This window comes from Asticcacaulis sp. P2_B1 (assembly GCF_056404915.1).
Genome location: NZ_JBFUDD010000002.1, coordinates 467,849 through 485,820, shown reverse-complemented (window position 1 = coordinate 485,820; position 17,972 = coordinate 467,849). Strand labels below are relative to the sequence as shown.

Genomic DNA, 17,972 nt, shown 5'->3' with positions numbered 1-17,972 from the left:
CTTGAACGACTACCTTTACGCCATGAGTTTTCCAGCGTCCCTTATCGATGGTTTCGGCCGCCGCATCAGCTATGTCCGGCTGTCGGTGACGGACCGTTGCGACCTGCGCTGCACCTACTGCATGAGCGAGCAGCAGACCTTCCTGCCGCGCAAGGACCTGCTGTCCTTCGAGGAAATGGAACGCCTCAGCCTGTTTCTCATCGACCGCGGCGTCGAACGCCTGCGCATTACCGGCGGTGAGCCCCTGGTGCGCAAGGGCGTGCTCGACTTCCTGCGCCGCCTGGGCGAACAGGTCCATAACGGCCGCCTGAAAGAGCTGACCTTGACGACCAACGGCACCTTGCTTGAGGGCGCCGTGCCGGCCCTTGTCGAGGCCGGCATCCGGCGCATCAATGTCTCGTGCGACAGCCTGCGACCGGACGTTTATCGCCGTATCACGCGCGGCGGTGATTTGGCCCGGGTGCTGACCGGCATCGAAACGGCGCAAGACGCCGGCATCCGCGTCAAGCTCAATGTCGTCGCCCTGGAACAGGATAATCGCCAGGAAATCCCCGACATTATCGCCTTCGCCCACGCCCGCGGCATCGATGTCTCCCTGATCGAAACCATGCCACTGGGCGACGAGATCGGCGGCCGCGAAGACCAGTTCGTTTCACTGGCCGACCTCATGACCGATTTGCGCGCCTTCTGGACCATCGATGGAGTCGGCGATACGACCGGCGGGCCGGCGCGCTATTATCGCATTACGGAGACCGGCGGGCGCTTGGGGCTGATTACGCCGCTCAGCCATAATTTCTGCGACACTTGCAATCGCGTGCGCATCACCTGCACCGGCCAGCTCTATATGTGCCTGGGTCAGGACGACAATGTCGACCTGCGCGCGGCCTTGCGGGACGATGCGACCGATGCCGGTCTCGACGCAGCACTTCAAACGGCCCTGGCGCACAAGCCCCGGGCCCACGACTTTTTTATTGCGACACCCGGCTTGGCTGGCCCCGCGCAGGGCCATCGGCCGGCGCGGACCATGTCCCATACTGGCGGATAGAATAGACCGGAGGATAATATGAGCACCGACATGCCGTTTCTTGGCGGTGGGCGGATCGACGCCGACAGGCCGTTCAAGACGGTCAATATCGCCGTCCTGACGGTGTCGGACACGCGCGACGAAGAGAGCGACACCTCCGGCGATATCCTGGCCAAGCGCATTACCGAGGCCGGCCACCATGTGGCGGCGCGCGAGATCGTCCGCGATGACATCCAGCACATCCGCACCGTGGTCAAGAATTGGGTGACCTCCGGTCTGGTCGATGCCATCGTCACCACGGGCGGCACCGGCATTACCGGCCGCGATGTCACGCCCGAAGCCATCGAGCCGATCCTCGACAAGCGCATCGAAGGCTTTTCGACCATATTTCATATGCTGAGCTATCAGACGGTCGGCCTGTCGACCCTGCAATCGCGGGCCCTCGCCGGCCTGATCGACGGCGTCTTCATCTTCTGCCTGCCAGGCTCCAACGGGGCGGTGAAAGACGGCTGGGACAAGGTCATCCGTTGGCAGCTCGATAGCCGCCACGGTCCCTGCAACATGGTCGAGCTGATGCCGCGGCTGAAAGAGCGCTGATGGGCGCACCGATCCCTGTTGCCGACGCCATTGCGAAAGTGCGCGCCGGCGCCCTGACCCTGCAGCCTGAGGACATCAAGCTCGCCAAGGCCCTAGGCCGTGTTCTCGCTGTTCCGGTCATCGCGACACGCGACCAACCGCCGTTCAATGCCTCCGCCATGGACGGCTACGCGGTGCAGCGCGACAGCCTCAAGGCAGGCGCAAGCCTGAAAGTCGTTGGCGAAAGCACGGCCGGCCGGCGTTTTAGCGGCCAGGTCGGGGCGGGGGAGGCCGTGCGCATCTTCACCGGCGCGCCTGTGCCGGCGGATTGCGATGCCATTCTGACCCAGGAAAACACCCGGCCGGCCGACGGCGGCATCGACATCCTGCCCGATGGTTTGAAGGTTGAGCAGGGCCATATCCGCCACCGCGGTCAGGACTTCAAGACGGGCGACACCCTGCTTGATGCCGGTTTGCGGCTCGATCCCTGGCGGCTCTCCCTCGTTGCCGCCGCGGGCCTGCCCGTGGTTTCCGCTGCCCGGCGTCCGCGCATCGCTGTCCTTTCGACCGGCGATGAATTGGTGCTGCCGGGCGAGACTCCGAACACGGATCAAATCTACGAATCGGGTTCGCACGCCGTCATGGCGCTGATCAAGCAGTGGGGTGGAAAACCCGCCTATCTCGGCGCCAGGGGCGACAGCGAAAAGGCCATACTGAAAGCCTTCAAGGGGCTAAAGGCCGATATGATCGTTACCATCGGCGGCGCCAGCGTCGGCGATTACGACCTGGTCAAGCCGGCCCTCGCCAAGCTGGGCCTTAAGCTCGATTTCGACGGCGTCAAGGTGCGGCCGGGCAAACCGTCCTCGTTCGGCCGCCTCGATACCGGAACACGCGTCCTCGGCCTGCCCGGCAATCCGGCCTCGGCCTTTGTTGTCGCGCAACTGCTCTTGAAACCGTGGATCGAAGCCTCGCTTGGCCTGCCGGCGCGCGATCCGGTCATTCAGGCTGCGCTCCTTAAGCCCCTTGCCGCCAACGGTCCGCGCGAAACCTATCTGCGCGCCGTCCTGACCTGTTCGGACAACGGCCAGATGCAGGCCTCGGCGTTCGACGACCAGGATTCGTCCTTGATGAGCGTTTTCGCCCGTGCCGGCGGCCTGATCCGCCTGCCCGCCGGGGCCAAGGCGATGAAGGCCGGCCATATCGTCGACGTCTTGCCGCTCGACCGCCTGTAGTACTTTATAGGAAGAGAAGTAAACCTCCGGTTCCACTTCCTTTCTGTCCTTCACGGCGCCATCGCACGAAGATCACGAAAGTTTCCCGCGCAACCAAAAGCAGCATTATGGCAACGGCTTTTGTAGCTTGTTCGTCAAGGGATTAACTAAATCTGGACGTACGCCTGAAGGTCAGGCACAAATAAACCATGACTCCCCTTCCCACCAACCAGCGCCTGATCGTCGCCGCCGGTTTCGCCAGCGATATCGGCAAGCGCGACGAGAACCAGGATTTCGCCGCCCTTTGCCTGGAAGAAGCCCAGAGCCATCATGGCGCCGTCGCGGCCCTGGCCGATGGCGTCGGCGGCCGCAAGGGTGGGCGGGTCGCCGCCGAACTGGCCGTGCGTACCTTTATCGACGACTATCTCGGCCAGTCGGAATTGCTGTCGCCGCGCAAGACGGCCGCGCGTGCTTTGGAAAGCATCAATTACTGGCTTTTCCGCGAAGGCCAGAAGAACGAAAACCTCAAAGGCATGTGCTGCGCCTTTACCGGCATCGTCATCCGCGGCCGCCGCCTGCACAGCTTCCACGCCGGCGACACGCGTCTCTACCGCCTGCGCTTGGGCCAGATGGAACTGCTGACCCAGGATCACAAGCCCGAAGGCGCCGACCATAGCCCCTTTATTACCCGGGCCGTCGGGGCCGAAGAAGCGATCCGGATCGACTACGGCGCCCACGACATCGCCCCGCATGACCGGCTGATGCTGTGCAGCGACGGCGTTCATGGCATGATGTCCAATGCCCAGATACTGACCCTGCTGGACCAGCGCGCCTCGCCGGAGGAAACGGCGCAAAAGCTGGTCGCCGGCGCGATCGAACACGGCGGTGACGACAACGCCACCGCCCTGGTCATCGACATTATCGACCTGGCGCCCGCCACCGTCGAAGACCTCGATTCGGCCATTGCCAAACTGCCGATCGTCGACACGCCCGATGTCGGCGCCGTCATCGACGGATTCCGCCTCGAAAAGGTCCTGGCCGACGGCGAATATAGCCGGGTCTTCCGCGCCCGCGACCTGCGCGAAACGCGGCCAGCCCACTTTACGGTGCTGCTGAAATTCCCCAAGCCCCACACCATCGGCGCCGAATCCTCGGCGCGCTCGGCCTTCATGCGCGAGGCCTGGGTGGCCAGCCGCGTTCAGCACATGTGGATCGGCTCGGTCCTGAACCTGGCGCCCGGCCGCCAAACCTGCCTCTATGTCGCTCAGCCCTTCTATGTCGGCGAGACCCTGGAGCACCGCCTGTTGCGCCTTCCGCGCGTCCGGTTGCGTGAGGGCGTGTCGATCGCCACCAAGCTGGCCAAGGCCTTGGGCTCGCTGCACCGCGCCGGCATCATCCATCGCGACGTCAAGCCGGAAAACATCATCCTGATGCCCGACGGCGGGCTGAAACTGGTCGATCTCGGTGTCGCGCGCATCCCGAACCTGGTGAAGGACGACGTCTTCGTGCCCGGCACGCCCAGCTACAAGGCGCCGGAATTGTTTACCGGCAAGCCGGGTGACGAGCGTTCGGACATCTTCGCGCTCGGCGTGACGCTTTATCGCATGTTTACCGGCGGGTCCTATCCGTTCGGCGAGATATCGCCGGGCGAACCGCCGCGCTTCAAGCAGCCCGGGCGTCTGACGGCCAAGCGCACCGACCTGCCAGCCTGGCTGGAAAGCCTGATCCTGCAGGCCCTGGCGCCCAATCCGGCCGATCGCTTCCAGGACGGGTTTGAAATGGCGTTCAAGCTTGAAACCGGGGCCTATGGCGCCGAGCCCGATTTCTCGCGCAAGCATTCGTGGCTGGGCCGCAACCAGGTCCTTATCTGGCGTACGATCAGCCTGTTGCTGGCCCTGGCCCTGGCACTATCCCTCGCCGGTCCGGCCCTGCATCTGCACATAACGCCGGAGATGCAGAACATCCTCGACAAGGTTTCGAAACCGTTCGGATAGGCTTAAGGCGCCGTCACGATATCGCGGTGCTGTGGCGCCAGGGCCGCCAGCAGCTTGTTCTGCGACGAGAACGGCACATGGTTCTTGTCCATCGCCTTTTGCAGGTCTTCGACCAGGGCGAACATGGCGGCCTGATCGACGCCGAGATCCTTATGCGCCGTCTTCATGTCCTTGCCGGTATAGGCACAACCGCCGCCCAGGATATGGCAGGACTGCTCGACCAGCATGGCCTTGATATGGTCCTGCTTGGCGGCGACGAAGAAGTCGTGGGTGCGTTCATCGGCCAACAGGTTGACCATCAGGTCGTCCATGATGTGGACCAGGCCATCATGACCGCCGAAATCGTTGAACAGCTTGTCGTCGCTGGCGATCACCGGCGCCACATCTGCGGAATCCTGAGCGTGAGCCTGGACGGTGAAACCGGAGAGGAGCAGGGCGCCACACAGCGTAAAGGTTTTGAACATCTTGATAATCCTCAGAAGCCGACTTGCAGCGACAGATAGGTGCCGGTCTGTTTGCGCGTGACGATATTGCCGAGATCGACATAGGCCAGGGTCAGCGACAGGTTCTTGCACGGTGCATAGGCGACAAAGACGTCATAGGCCGAGCCCTCACGCGCGACGGCTAGATTGTCGGGTTTGGTGCGCACCTCGGCGCCGACGGCTAGCTTGCGGGTCAGCAGATAGGCGGCGGAGCCTTCGAATTGTGTCGAATAACCCTTGGACGCACTGCCGAAACCGAGGATGCCGTACTGGTTGGCCTTGGTTTGGCGGATGGTGGCGTTGAGCAGCAGGCTGTGGCTGAGATAGAGTTTGGTGGCCGAAACGTAATAGTCCGTGCTCTCGTCGTCGCTGGCGCCCAGGGCCTTGACCAGGCCGCCGTTCTTATTGCTCTTGAACTGGGCGCCGACGGCGATCTGCGGCAGCCAGCTATCCTGTTCCAGGACAACGTCACCCAGCACCTTGACCTTGATGCCCAGGGTGTCCTGCTTGATGGTGTAGCCATAGCCGAGACCCAGGGCCGCGCCGATTTTTTGGGTATCGAATGCCTGGCGGGACCAGGACAGCTCGACACGGTCGTAAAAGCCGGCCAGGACGCCGTAGGATTTGACGTCATAATCCTGGGTCTGGACATCGGTGACATAGGCATTGCCGCCGATTTGGCCGGTCGATTCGTAGCCGCCGATAACAGCCCATGGCGTCAGTCCACCGCCGGCCGAGCCTTCGATCTGCGACACGCCGCCGGTCAAAAGCAGCTTACCGCTGCCGAAGCTGAGGAGGGACTGGGCATGGGCCGCACCGCCGCAGGCCAAAACAGCGGCCGTGGCGACGACAAGGCTGGGAAGGGTGCGTTTGCGCATGGATCCTCAGACATAAGGCGGGGAGGGGTGACGATCGTCCATAACCCCGTTTTGCTTAATTCTTGATATACGCTCCAGGATCTTGCCAGTTCACTCCCTGAGCCATTTTGGCAAAATTAAAGCCCTTGCCGGGCGTTACAAAAACTTAATGTTCATCCTCCAGACCCTGTGCTAACCCTGTGACCAAGTTTCAAATGCAACCCGGACCTCACCCCATGCGCTCATTCCTTCTCGCCACCTGCGCCTCAGCTGCCCTCCTTATGCCGACCCTGGCACTGGCCGCTCCCGCCCCCAGCATCGTGCCCGACGCCGCGGCGCCCCAGGGCAAGCTCAACGGCGTCGTCAAGCCGCGCGCCTATCGCCTCAACTTCACCATTTTGCCGGACAAGCCGCGCTTCACCGGCCATACCGACATCGATATTACGCTGAACGGCGAAACCAGGTCCTTCTACATGCATGGCCGCGACCTGAAGGTCACCAAGGCCACCATCACGCAAAACGCCAAGGTCACCAACGTTAAATATACCCAGGTCGATGCCCTCGGTGTCGTCCGTATCGACCTGCCCAAGCCCTTGTCGGGCGATGCGACTTTGAATTTCGATTATGACGCGCCGTTCGGCGACGGGCCCGCCGGCCTCTATCATATCAAGGTCGGCGACGACTGGTATGCCTGGAGCCAGTTCGAATCGATCGATGCCCGCGCCGCCTTCCCGTCGTTCGACGAACCCGGCTTCAAGACGCCCTTTACCGTCACCATGATCACCAAGCCCGGCTATGTCGTGGCCAGCAATTCGCCGGAAAGCGGCCACACCACGGCTGGCCCGCTGATGTCGCACAGCTTCTATCCGACCAAGCCTTTGCCGACCTATCTGGTCGCCCTGGTCGCCGGGCCGTTCGTCACCGCCGAAGGCGTGGCGCCGCCGACGCCGCAACGCAATTACGACCTGCCGATCCGCATCATCGCCACCAAGCCGAACAAGGACAAGCTGCAATACGCCCTGCAGGAAACGCCGTCGATCGTCGCCCATCTCGAAAACTATTTCGGCCAGGCCTTCCCCTATCCGAAACTGGATCAGATTGCTTCGCCGGTCATGCCGGGCGCTATGGAAAACGCCGGCGCCGACATCTATGGCGACAATATCATCATGCTGGATGCGGGCGCCGATACCCAGCAGAAGCAGGAATTCGGCATGGTCGTGTCACACGAGCTGTCGCACCAATGGTTCGGCGACTATGTCACCCCCGCCTGGTGGGACGATATCTGGCTGAATGAGAGCTTCGCCAACTGGATGGGCTATCGCATCGGCAACGAATGGCGTCCGGAACTGAATATCGGTGTCGGCGCCGTCGCTGAAGGTTTCGACGCCATGAGCGCCGACGCGCTCAAGGTCGGCCGTCCGATCCATCAGGCGATTGCCAAAAGCGCCGATGTCGACAGCGCCTTCGACCAAGTGACGTACGGCAAGGGCGGCCAGGTCGTCGCCATGGTTGCGGGCTATCTCGGTGACGAACGCTTCAAGGCCGGCGTCCGCCTGCATATGTCGCGTCATCCTTACGGCAATGCCGACTCGGAACAGTTCTTCGGCGCCCTTGCCGATGCCGCCCAAAGCCCCGGCGTGCTCGACGCCATGAAGAGTTTCGTCAACCAGCAAGGCTTCCCGACCGTCGACTTTACCCACAACGGCGGCTGGCTGGTGGCTACCCAATCGCGCTACGCCCGTCTGGGCACGACGCTCGACCCGCAGACCTGGACCATCCCCCTGTGCATCCGCCAGGGCGATGAGCGCAACTGCTTCCTGATGGGCCAGACCCAGGGCACATTGGGCGTCGACAAGCCCGGCACCGTATTGATGCCGAACGCCGGCGGCACCGGCTATTATCGCTTCACCCTGACACCGGAAGATTGGGATGCCCTGATCAAGACCAGCGACACCCTGCCGTCGGCCGAGGGCCTGGCGACCATCGACAGCCTGTGGGGACAATTCTATGCCGGCAAGCTCGATCCGGCCAAGCTGATCGATGCGGCCCGCATCATGGTCAACAGCAAGGATTCCAATGTCGCCACAGAGGGCGGCGACAATCTGGTTCTGATGCAGCAACGCGGCATCATCGGCGACGCCGCCCTGGCCGACTATCGTCGCGTCATGGGCGAAATCTACGCCCCGCGCCTCGCCGCCCTGGGCTTCGACCCGAAGGCCGGTCTCTACCTGCAACAGGATCCCGACCAGCAAAAGTTGCGTCAGGAACTGGTCGATCTGGTTGCCCGCGACGCCCGCGATCCGGCCCTGCGCAAGACACTGAACGATGCCGCCACCGCCTACCTCGCCGGCGACAAGACAGCCGTCGACCAGGCCTTCCTCAGCCGCGCCCTGCGCGTCCATGTCGAGGACGGCGGCCTGGCCGCGGCCAAGGATATGTACGAGCGCGCCATGACGACCCAGGACGAAGGCTTCCGCTCGGATGCCATGCGTGCGGTGACAGCCGGCGCTACGCCCGACACCGCTAATTGGCTGTTCAGCATCCTGCTGACCGACACACGTATGCGTCAGCCTGACAAGGCCCAACTCCTGGGCGGCCTGTTCGTGTGGGACGCCACCCGCGACATGGCCTATGACTGGTTGAAAGCGCATTTCGACACCATGACTGCGGGTACCGGCATCTTTACCGCCGGTCGTCTCGCCTCGCTGCCGGGCGCCTATTGCTCGGCTGAGAAGGCTGCTGAAATCGACGCCGTCATGCGCCCGAAGGTCAATGCCGCCGGCCATGGCGACCTGGCGTTTAACCGCATGCTGGAAAACATGAACGACTGCGCCGCCTTGAAGACCGCCGAATCCGGCGCCTTCACCACGGCCCTCAAAGCCGCTCAATAGGATTATTGCTACCTAGACTTCAAAGCCCTCCGTTCGCGGAGGGCTTTTTTCGTGTCGCAATTCTGTAACAATCTTCTTCTTCGTCAAAGGCTTGAATCGGCTTGCCGCCACCTCCGTCCTGTGCCATTTCTTCTTTCAAAGAGAGTTATAAGAAGGGTTGAGACGATGGCGGAAAAAGCCAAACAAAGCATGATATTGGTCATTGGGGCGTCATCGCTCGGGACTATTTTCGAGTGGTTCGACTTCTATATTTTCGCCACCCTGGCGTCGGTGATCGGGGCGCACTTTTTCGAGGTCAAGGGCATCAACCCGACGACCGCCTTCATCTTCGCCCTGCTGGCCTTTGCCGCCGGCTTTATCGTCCGGCCGTTCGGCGCCATTATCTTCGGTCGCATCGGTGATCGCGTCGGGCGCAAGACCACCTTCCTTATGACCATGATCATTATGGGCCTGGCGACCTTCCTGGTGGGCATCCTGCCGACCTACCAGCAGATTGGACTGTGGGCGCCGGGCATCCTGATCGCCCTTCGCCTGCTGCAAGGCCTGGCGCTTGGCGGCGAATACGGCGGCGCCGCCACCTATGTCGCCGAACATGCCAAACATGACCAACGTGGCCGCATGACCTCGTGGATCCAGACGACGGCGACGTTGGGGCTTCTGCTGTCGCTCGCCCTGATCGGCCTGACGCGTTACCTCGTCGGCCCGGAGGCCTTTGCCGAATGGGGCTGGCGCGTGCCCTTCCTGTGCTCCCTTGTTCTGCTCCTGGTCTCGGTGTGGATCCGCATGAAGCTCAGCGAAAGCCCGGTTTTCCAGGCCATGAAGGACGAGGACCGTATTTCCAAGGCGCCGTTCACCGAAGCCTTCCTGCGCTGGAAAAACCTGAAGATCGTGCTGATCGCTTTGTTCGGCCTGGTCGCCGGCCAGGGCGTCGTGTGGTACGGCGGGCAATTCTACGCCTTGTTCTTCCTGCAGAATCTGCTGCACGTCGACCCGAATACCGCCTATCTTTTGATCGGCACGGCCCTGGTCATCGCCACGCCCTTCTTCGTCTTTTTCGGCTGGCTGTCGGACAAGGTCGGCCGCAAGCCGATCATCCTGGCCGGCCTGTTGCTGGCGGCCGGCGGCTACTTCCCGCTGTTCCAGGCCMTGACGACAGCGGTCAATCCGTCCCTGCAGCACGCGCAAGCCTCGGCCCCGGTCACGGTGATTGCCGACCCCGCTGCCTGCGCCCTGCAGTTCGACCCGGTCGGCAAGACGAAATTCCTGCAATCCTGCGATATCGCCAAATCCTACCTGGCCAAGGGTGGCGTCAGCTACAGCAATGCCGCGGCGCCGGCCGGCAGCGTCGCCGTCATCAAGATCGGCGACGTCTCGGTACCGTCCTATGAAGGCAAGGGCCTCGACGCCGATGCCGCCAAGGCCGCGGCCGATGACTTCAAGAAGCGCGTCGGCGGCGCCCTGAAAACGGCCGGCTATCCCGACAAGGCCGACACCGCCGCCATCAACTTCCCCATGGCCATCGGCATCCTGACCCTGCTGGTCCTGCTGGTCACCATGGTCTACGCCCCGATGGCGGCCGTCCTGGTCGAAATGTTCCCGGCGCGCATCCGCTACAGCGCCATGAGCCTGCCCTACCATATCGGCAATGGCTGGTTCGGCGGCCTGCTGCCGGCGATCGCCTTCACCATCATCGCCACGACCGGCGGTATGTATGACGGCCTGTGGTACCCGGTCATCATCGCCGGCATGACCTTCGTCATCGGCTTCTTCCTGTTCAAGGAAAAGAAAGAAGACGATTTCGCGGCCTAAGATCGCGATATTGTGAAACGAACAGCCCCCGGTCACATTGACCGGGGGCTGTTTCGTGCTAATCCTGCCGGTAAGTATTTGTATTCGCGTATTTCATCAGTTTTTTCAGGGGTTTCCCATGTCCGATTTCGATACGCCGCCACCGCCGGCGCCATCCACCGTCTCCAGCTCGCAAGGTTTGATCGCCCGCGTCCAGGCCATCCTGCTCAAGCCCATTCCGACATGGGATGTCATCGCCACCGAAACCGGCGACGTCAAATCGATCTATATGAGCTACGTATTGCCACTGGCCGCCATCACGCCGATCGCCCATGCCATTGGCATGAGCGTCATCGGCGTCGGCGCCTTCGGCATCAGCTACCATACGCCTATCGTCGCGGCGATCGTCGGCGCGATCGTCAGCTATGTGCTCGCTCTCATTGGTGTCTATATCGTTGCCTTGGTCATTGACGGCCTGGCGCCCAGTTTTGACGGTCAAAAGAATTTCCTGGCCGCCTTCAAGGTCGCTGCCTATTCTTCGACGGCCACCTGGGTCGCGGGTATTGTCGGCATTCTGCCCAGCTTGGGCGCTCTCATTTTCATTGCGGCCTTGTACGGCCTCTATCTCATGTACACCGGTCTGCCGCGTCTGATGAAATCGCCGCCGGAAAAGACCATCGTCTATATGATCGTCATCGCGGTCGTGACCTTCGTCATGATGCTGATCATCGGCGCGATCGGCGGCGCGGTGACCGGTCTGGCCTTCCTCGGCAGCGGCGGGGGGCACCTGGGGCCGGTCGCCTCGGTCGGTGGCCTGACGGCGAACGGCGACCGCATCAGCGGCAAGGTCGCCGGCGTCGACCTCGGCAAGCTGCAACAAGCCACCGAGCAGATGGCGGCCGAAGCCTCGGCGCAACAGAACGGCACCAGCACTGTCAAACTGGCGGATGCGCAGGCCCTGCTGGCCCTGACGCCGGAAAACTTCATGGGCGCCGCCCGCAGTGACGTCAGCACCGGTTCCGGCGGCATGGGCACGGTCTCGGCGTCGACGGCGAAGGCGACCTATGTCATCGGCGACGGCTCAGTGACGCTGACCGTCAGCGATATCGGCACCATGGGTGGACTGGGCGCCATGGCGGCGGCGATGAACGTCAATACCTCCAGCAGCAGCGCTACCGGCTATGAGAAGATCACGACCAATAACGGCGTGATGACCTCTGAAAAGTATGACACCCAAAACAAGTCCGGCGAGTACGCTATCGTCAATAACGGCCGTATTTCGGTCACGGCCGAGGGCAATGGCGTCGATATCAACACTCTGAAGCAACTGGTGGCGTCCGTCGACATCGGCAAGGCGCAATCCCTGGCACAATAAGCCGGACACTTCGAAATGCCGCCGGCGAAATCGGAGTAGATGTGGCCTTATTCAAGGAAAACCGGCGCTCCGAATGCATCGACTCATAGTCAATAGGGGCCTTCCGTTCGCGGAAGGCCCTTTTTTCAGCTCAAGCGCCTCATGGCTCGCCGCACAAGCGGCGGCGGGCAGTCGCCCGCTCCCAACGGCAAATGAGTCAAACTCGTTCGCCGTTGGTATTATTCTATGGCTTGATGACCAGGGACGGATCCAGATCGACTTCCGGCAGGCCGAGAAAGCGCCAATAGTCGTGATAGACGCCGTCGCGGACCAGGGTATTGTGCTCGCCGCCCGGAACCCGAACGAAGGTCTTGGGTTGATTGGCAAGGGCGAACAAACGCTGGCCCTCGGCATAGGGCACGACGCTGTCGCGGTCGCCGTGGGCGATCAGCACCGGCATATGGACGTCCCTGATGCGCTCGCGGCTGAGGAACTTGTCGTGCATCAACAACGCCACCGGAATATAGGGATAGCGCTCGGCGCCGACATCGCTGGCGGCGGTGAACGGCGCCTCCAGGATCAGGGCGCGCGCCGGCCGCTGGCTGGCGACATAGGTGGCGACGCCCGTCCCCAGGCTGTGGCCGTGGATGATGATGTCGGAATCGCGGTACCCTTGGGTGCGCAGCCAGTCATAGGCGGTCAAACCGTCGATCAGCAGGCCTTTCTCCGTCGGCGCGCCCGTCGATTCGGAGAAGCCGCGATAGGCGAGGGCGAGATAGCCCACCCCCTCCTTGTGCATACGGATATAGCGCCACTTGCCGAGCGACAAGGACGCTGCCTGGCCGTGGAAATACAGGATGACCGGCATGCCGGGCTGGGGCGGCTCGTACCAGGCCTGCAGGGTCTCGCCATCGGGCGTTTTCAGGCGCGAATCCTGAATGGCCAGACCGTGAATCGCCGGCGTCTCGACCTCATGTTTATTGTAATAAAGCATGTGGCGCTGATTGGCATAGAGATAGCCCAGCACGCCGAGATAGGCCACGATCGCAACCGTCAGCACGACCGTCACGGCCAGGCGCAAATAACCCCATATCGTACGTTTGCCGGCCATGTCGCCCCCCTCAGATCCCCTATTATCCACGGCTCCAATTCGCCAGGCAAGTCGCAGTTTTGTTAAACCAGTTTACAAAACAAACTAGTTCGTATATACGCGAAATATGGAGCGGAACGGTCCGCGTCTGGATAAGGAGAGGGACTATGGCTGAGAGTATGGAAAAGGAGACCGGCCAGCGCTGGCACGATCTCGACGCGGTGCGGGCCCTGGCCCTGCTGCTGGGGGTGGCCTTGCACGCCACCATGTCGTTCATCGAACCGCGGATTTGGATCGTCAAGGACGTCAGCCACGAACAGGGCCTTGGCGTATTGTTTTACGTCATTCACATGTTCCGCATGATAACCTTCTTCGTCCTGGCCGGCTTCTTCGCGCGGCTGCTGATGCAAAAACGCGGCGTCGGCGGTTTCGTCGTCAACCGCTTGAAGCACGTCGCCTTACCCCTGGTCGCTTTCTGGCCGTTGATCTTCGCCAGCATCGTCGCCATCGTCATACTGGCCAATATGCCGGCGCCCGGTTCGGCCGCCGCGTCGGCCCCGCCACCGCCGCCACCCGGCCTTTCGGCGCAGACCTTCCCGCTGACCCATTTGTGGTTCCTCTACATGCTGCTGATCCTCTATGCCGGCGCCATAGTGGTGAAAGTCGTGACCGATGTCCTGCACATCGGCGGCATTCTGGGCAAGCTGGCGGACAGCGCCATGGGCTTCCTGATGCGCAGCCATACGATCAAGATCGTCCTGATCGCGCCGGTCGCCATCGCCTTCTATCTCAACCCGCAATGGATGATGTGGTTTGGCATCATGTCGCCCGATACCGGCCTTGTGCCCAACGCCGCCGCCTTGGCGGGCTTTGGCACAGCGTTCGGTTTCGGCTGGCTGCTGCATCGCCGCAGCGACCTGATGGCCGTTCTGGCCCAGCGCTGGTGGCTTTACGCTTTCGGCGCTGCGGTCGCGACCTGGTGGTGCCTGTACACTGTCGGCGGCCAGCCCATGCTGACGCCGGTCAATGGTCACGATCACCCGCTCTATATCCTCGTCTATGCCCTGGGTGGCTGGTCGTGGACCCTGGCCCTCCTGGGTTTCGCCCACGCCTTCCTGCGTGCCGATAGCCCGGGCCTGCGCTACATCGCGGACGCCTCCTACTGGGTCTATATCATCCACATCCCGGTGCTGATGACGTTGCAATATCTGATCAAGGACGTGGACTGGCCGGCCGAGGCCAAGTTTACCGCCATCCTGCTGGGCACGGTGACGATTGCGCTTCTGACCTATCAGATTGTGGTACGCTATACGTTCATCGGAGCGATTCTCAACGGCCGCCGCCGCAAGGCCAAGGCTCCAACTCAGGAGGTTTTAGCGTGACAGACCCACATCATGAAGGCCAGCCTGTGGATGACGCCGATTCCACCGATGTGCACGCTAACCTGGCCTTCATGAGGTCCCTGGTGACGGAAGGTCCCAAAGCCCAGATGTCGGGCGGCGCGGCCTTCTTCACCGCCGGGGTTTGTTACGGGCTGCAATGCCTGGTCCAGGCCGGCGGTGTCCTGGGCTGGTATCCGCTCGGGCCGCTCGGCAATTTGCTGGCGGCTATCCTGCCAACGGTGATCTTCATGATCGTGCTCGGAGTCATCCTGTGGCGCGAACGCAAGGAAGGCCAGAAGGGCGTGGCGACGCGGGCGCTGAATGCCGCCTTTGGCAGCGCCGGCCTGGCCAATCTCTTTATGGTTTTTGTCTTTGGCTATAATGCCATCGCCGAAAAGAACATCACCATCTGGTTCTACTACCCCGCAGTGGTGTGCGCCTTCCAGGGGGCCGTCTGGTACATTGCCTATATGATCCGCCGCAAGCTGTGGTTGGCCTTCGTCTCGGCCGGCTGGTTCCTGACGACCGTGGCCCTGGGTTTGCTGATCCACAGCCCCTACTATGTCCTGGTCATCGGTTTTGCCCTGCTCTTCCTGATGGGCGGGTCCGGCTACACCATGATGTATCTGGCGAAAAAGCAGGCATAACCCATTATGAGCGGCTTCGATGTCAACCGGCTGGACGATGCCATCCACGGACGCCTGCGTCTGGGGATCATGGCCTATCTGATGGACGCGGAAGCCGCGGACTTTAACGAGCTGAAAGCGGTCCTCGATGCCACCCAGGGCAATCTGTCGGTCCATCTGCGCAAGCTCGAGGACGCCGGTTATGTCGAGATCGTCAAGAGCTTCTCCGGCCGCAAGCCGTTGACCAGAGCCCATATTACACCCGCCGGCCGCACGGCCTTTGCCGGTTATCTCGAAGCCCTGTCCAAGCTGGTCGAGCGCAAATAGTTGAACCAGAAGCGATAGCCGCCGACGCGTTCGTCTTCACCATCGGGTAGTTTCGGACGTATGACAAGCGATACCGTGACGAAGCTGATCACCAGCAGCAAGCCCCACGCGCCCATCTTCTGGATCGACACCAGGTGCCAGCCCTGGCCGGGGTAAGCCCAGGTGTGGGTAAAGGTGCCGACATTTTCAGCCAGCCACAGGAAGAAAGAGGTCAGGGTGCCGGCCAGGACGAACGGCATGGCGTGGACCTTTTCATCGATGCGGAAATAGACGAAGCAGCGGAAATAGATGGCGGCAATCGCCACAAACAACAGGTTGCGCAGGTCCCAGATATAGTGATGGCTGAAGAAGTTGATATAGATGGCGATCGCCAGCAACCAGGTCACCCAGGGCTTCGGATAGTGCGAAAAGCGCATGTCGAAAACGCGCACCGCCCGGGCGATAAAACTGCCGACGCTGCCGTACATGAAGCCGGTGAACAAGGGCACGCCGCCGATATGGAAGATGGACGGCTCGGGATAGATCCAGCTGCCGACATAGGTCTTGAAGATCTCCATGATCGTACCGGTGACGTGATAGAGGAAGATGACCTTGAGCTCGTCGAAGGTCTCCAGCCGCGTCCATAACATCACGGCCTGAATGAGGATCGCCATGGCCAGCAGGAAGTCATAGCGGTGGACCGGGCTGTTCGCCGGCCACCACAGGTGGGTGGCGATCATCAGGGCCAGCATGCCGGCTCCGAACAGGCACGACCACGCCATTTTCAAACCGAACAAGGCGAACTCGGCGACCGGCGCCGGCATGCGATGGACAGTGGCGCGGATCAGCCGCCGCGCCGGCTGCAGAAAGGGCGCCAAGGGATGGGTTGGGGTTTCGCTCATGCGCTGACAGTCTCCGCTACTTCACGCGTTACCGCTTCATCGTCACCGCGTTTGCGGATCATCAAAAAACGGCCGGAGAACACGCCACCCGGGTGCTGGATGCGCCACACGCCTTCGATTTCCAAGCGGTCCTGGCTCAGAAGGCCGGCATACATGACGTTATGGCGGATATGACTGGTTCCGTCATAGCTTTTGAGAAAGGTGACGTCGTGACCGTGACACGCGCCTACTACCGTGGCATTTGCCGGCGATTCCGAACCGTCACCATGGCGCATGACCTCGTGCACGGTGCCGGTTAGCGAGGTGCTGCCATACAAGACAGCTACGAAACTGTTTTCCGGCATGCGCGTCCCGGGGTAACTGTAGCGACCATGCCAAACGCCAGTCAGGCTTTGAGCGTCGTCGTTCTGATCGTCCATTCTCGCCTCGTAACGCTCGCTCACCCATAATTTTATATCATGTGGCCATGATGAGCGAAAGGCGATGGGCGCTTAAATATAGTTGACTCAGTCCATTATCTCATGTTTTCATTCTGACATGACCCAGACAGACATGATCGAGCGCCTGCGCCGCTTCAACCGTTTCTACACTCGCAAGATCGGCCTGCTCAGCGAGCGGCCCTATGGCGGCGACTTCACCCTGACCGAGGTGCGCGTCCTGTTCGACCTGGCGCACGACGGGCCGCTCAAACCCTCGTGGCTGGTCAGCCATCTCGGCCTCGATCCGGCCTATGTCAGCCGTATCCTGAAGCGCTTCACGGCGCTCGGCCTGGTCGAACGCACGCGCGATCCCGATGACGGCCGGGGCGCCATCATGGCCCTGACGCCGCGTGGCCGCGAGGCTTTCGCGCCGCTGAATCTTGCCTCGCGCGAAGGCTTGACCGCTATGATCGAGCACCTCGATCAGGGTCGTCAGGACGCGCTGATCCAGGCAGCCGGCCGCATCGAAACCCTGCTGTCTGACACGCCGCGCGGCTTCACGCTGCGTGATATGCAGGTCGGCGATATCGGCCATATCACCTCGCGCCAGGCCCTGTTGTACCAGCGCGAATACAGGTTCGACATAACCTATGAAGCCCTGGTCGCCGGTTTGTTCGCCGACTTCGTCAAGACGTTCGACCCGGCCAAAGAGGCCAGTTTTATCGCCGTCGACGGTGACGATATCCTGGGTTCGGTCTTTCTGTTTCGCGGTGACGAACCCGGTGTCGCCAAGCTGCGTCTCCTCTATGTCGAGCCTGAGGCGCGCGGATTGGGTATCGGCCGCGCCCTGGTCGCCGCCTGCATCGCGGCGGCACGCCAACGTGGATATACACGCATGGTGCTGTGGACGCAGAATTCGCTGGTGTCGGCGCGGCGCATCTATCAGGCGGCAGGCTTCGAACTGGTCTCCGAACAGCCGAACCATGCCTTCGGCGTCGATCTGGTCAGCCAGGTATGGGGTATGGATCTGGAAGAAACCGCCGCTGGACGACAGCCGTAATGTGGGTATA

At 61.9% G+C, this 17,972-nt stretch carries 16 protein-coding genes; 11 read left to right on the top strand and 5 right to left on the bottom strand.

Going from position 1 to position 17,972, the window contains the following annotated elements:
* Position 1: 1 nt before the first annotated feature.
* The 4 genes from moaA to AC1DX3_RS06515 all read left to right on the top strand — a co-directional run bounded on the left by moaA (position 2) and on the right by AC1DX3_RS06515 (position 4,805).
* Positions 2-1,045: a GTP 3',8-cyclase MoaA gene (gene moaA, locus AC1DX3_RS06530; protein WP_476988442.1), complete on the top strand. Its 1,044-nt coding sequence runs from the start codon at positions 2-4 to the stop codon at positions 1,043-1,045.
* 18 nt (positions 1,046-1,063) lie between these two features.
* The gene (gene moaB / locus AC1DX3_RS06525) at positions 1,064-1,621 is read left to right on the top strand and encodes a molybdenum cofactor biosynthesis protein B (RefSeq protein ID WP_476988441.1); all 558 of its coding nucleotides are present in this window, start codon (positions 1,064-1,066) and stop codon (positions 1,619-1,621) included.
* Positions 1,621-2,832: a molybdopterin molybdotransferase MoeA gene (locus tag AC1DX3_RS06520; protein ID WP_476988440.1), complete on the top strand. Its 1,212-nt coding sequence runs from the start codon at positions 1,621-1,623 to the stop codon at positions 2,830-2,832. The genes moaB and AC1DX3_RS06520 overlap by 1 nt, the downstream gene beginning before the upstream one ends.
* A gap of 188 nt (positions 2,833-3,020) precedes the next feature.
* Positions 3,021-4,805 carry a bifunctional protein-serine/threonine kinase/phosphatase gene (locus AC1DX3_RS06515; protein ID WP_476988439.1) on the top strand — a complete coding sequence of 595 codons (1,785 nt, stop codon included), beginning with the start codon at positions 3,021-3,023 and terminating at the stop codon, positions 4,803-4,805.
* 2 nt (positions 4,806-4,807) lie between these two features.
* Here AC1DX3_RS06515 and AC1DX3_RS06510 read toward each other — a convergent pair whose 3' ends face one another.
* Together AC1DX3_RS06510 and AC1DX3_RS06505 are read right to left on the bottom strand one after the other, a co-directional pair.
* On the bottom strand, positions 4,808-5,269 hold the full coding sequence (locus tag AC1DX3_RS06510) for a group I truncated hemoglobin (RefSeq protein ID WP_476988438.1): 462 nt from the start codon (positions 5,267-5,269) through the stop codon (positions 4,808-4,810).
* Positions 5,270-5,280: 11 nt separating this feature from the next.
* A complete protein-coding gene (locus AC1DX3_RS06505; protein WP_476988437.1) occupies positions 5,281-6,165 on the bottom strand; it encodes a DUF3034 family protein in 885 nt (294 codons plus the stop codon).
* A 215-nt stretch (positions 6,166-6,380) separates the two neighbouring features.
* On the opposite strand from AC1DX3_RS06505, the gene AC1DX3_RS06500 reads away from it, so the two are divergent.
* The 3 genes from AC1DX3_RS06500 (at position 6,381) to AC1DX3_RS06490 (ending at position 12,198) form a co-directional block, all read left to right on the top strand.
* On the top strand, positions 6,381-9,035 hold the full coding sequence (locus tag AC1DX3_RS06500) for a M1 family metallopeptidase (protein ID WP_476988436.1): 2,655 nt from the start codon (positions 6,381-6,383) through the stop codon (positions 9,033-9,035).
* A 165-nt stretch (positions 9,036-9,200) separates the two neighbouring features.
* Positions 9,201-10,844 (top strand): MFS transporter, encoded by a 1,644-nt coding sequence (locus AC1DX3_RS06495; protein WP_476988435.1) that lies wholly within the window; start codon positions 9,201-9,203, stop codon positions 10,842-10,844.
* A gap of 118 nt (positions 10,845-10,962) precedes the next feature.
* Positions 10,963-12,198 (top strand): Yip1 family protein, encoded by a 1,236-nt coding sequence (locus AC1DX3_RS06490; protein ID WP_476988434.1) that lies wholly within the window; start codon positions 10,963-10,965, stop codon positions 12,196-12,198.
* Between the two features lie 223 nt (positions 12,199-12,421).
* Here the strand turns inward: AC1DX3_RS06490 and AC1DX3_RS06485 are convergent, their stop codons facing one another.
* On the bottom strand, positions 12,422-13,288 hold the full coding sequence (locus tag AC1DX3_RS06485) for an alpha/beta hydrolase (RefSeq protein ID WP_476988433.1): 867 nt from the start codon (positions 13,286-13,288) through the stop codon (positions 12,422-12,424).
* A 146-nt stretch (positions 13,289-13,434) separates the two neighbouring features.
* Here AC1DX3_RS06485 and AC1DX3_RS06480 point away from each other — a divergent pair, with 146 nt between their 5' ends.
* From AC1DX3_RS06480 to AC1DX3_RS06470, 3 genes are read left to right on the top strand one after another with little or no spacing between them, the layout of a single operon-like run.
* Positions 13,435-14,649 carry an acyltransferase family protein gene (locus tag AC1DX3_RS06480; protein WP_476988432.1) on the top strand — a complete coding sequence of 405 codons (1,215 nt, stop codon included), beginning with the start codon at positions 13,435-13,437 and terminating at the stop codon, positions 14,647-14,649.
* Complete coding sequence (locus AC1DX3_RS06475; protein WP_476988431.1) at positions 14,646-15,296, top strand: hypothetical protein; 651 nt, start codon at positions 14,646-14,648, stop codon at positions 15,294-15,296. The genes AC1DX3_RS06480 and AC1DX3_RS06475 overlap by 4 nt, the downstream gene beginning before the upstream one ends.
* Before the next feature lie 6 nt (positions 15,297-15,302).
* A complete protein-coding gene (locus AC1DX3_RS06470; protein ID WP_476988430.1) occupies positions 15,303-15,602 on the top strand; it encodes a winged helix-turn-helix domain-containing protein in 300 nt (99 codons plus the stop codon).
* Here AC1DX3_RS06470 and AC1DX3_RS06465 read toward each other — a convergent pair.
* Together AC1DX3_RS06465 and AC1DX3_RS06460 are read right to left on the bottom strand one after the other, a co-directional pair.
* Positions 15,563-16,483: a DUF817 domain-containing protein gene (locus tag AC1DX3_RS06465; RefSeq protein WP_476988429.1), complete on the bottom strand. Its 921-nt coding sequence runs from the start codon at positions 16,481-16,483 to the stop codon at positions 15,563-15,565. The genes AC1DX3_RS06470 and AC1DX3_RS06465 overlap by 40 nt on opposite strands.
* Complete coding sequence (locus tag AC1DX3_RS06460; protein ID WP_476988428.1) at positions 16,480-16,902, bottom strand: hypothetical protein; 423 nt, start codon at positions 16,900-16,902, stop codon at positions 16,480-16,482. Before AC1DX3_RS06460 ends, AC1DX3_RS06465 begins: the two co-directional genes overlap by 4 nt.
* A 118-nt stretch (positions 16,903-17,020) precedes the next feature.
* On the opposite strand from AC1DX3_RS06460, the gene AC1DX3_RS06455 reads away from it, so the two are divergent.
* Positions 17,021-17,962, top strand: a complete 942-nt coding sequence (locus AC1DX3_RS06455; RefSeq protein ID WP_476988427.1) for a GNAT family N-acetyltransferase — start codon at positions 17,021-17,023, stop codon at positions 17,960-17,962.
* Positions 17,963-17,972: the final 10 nt, after the last annotated feature.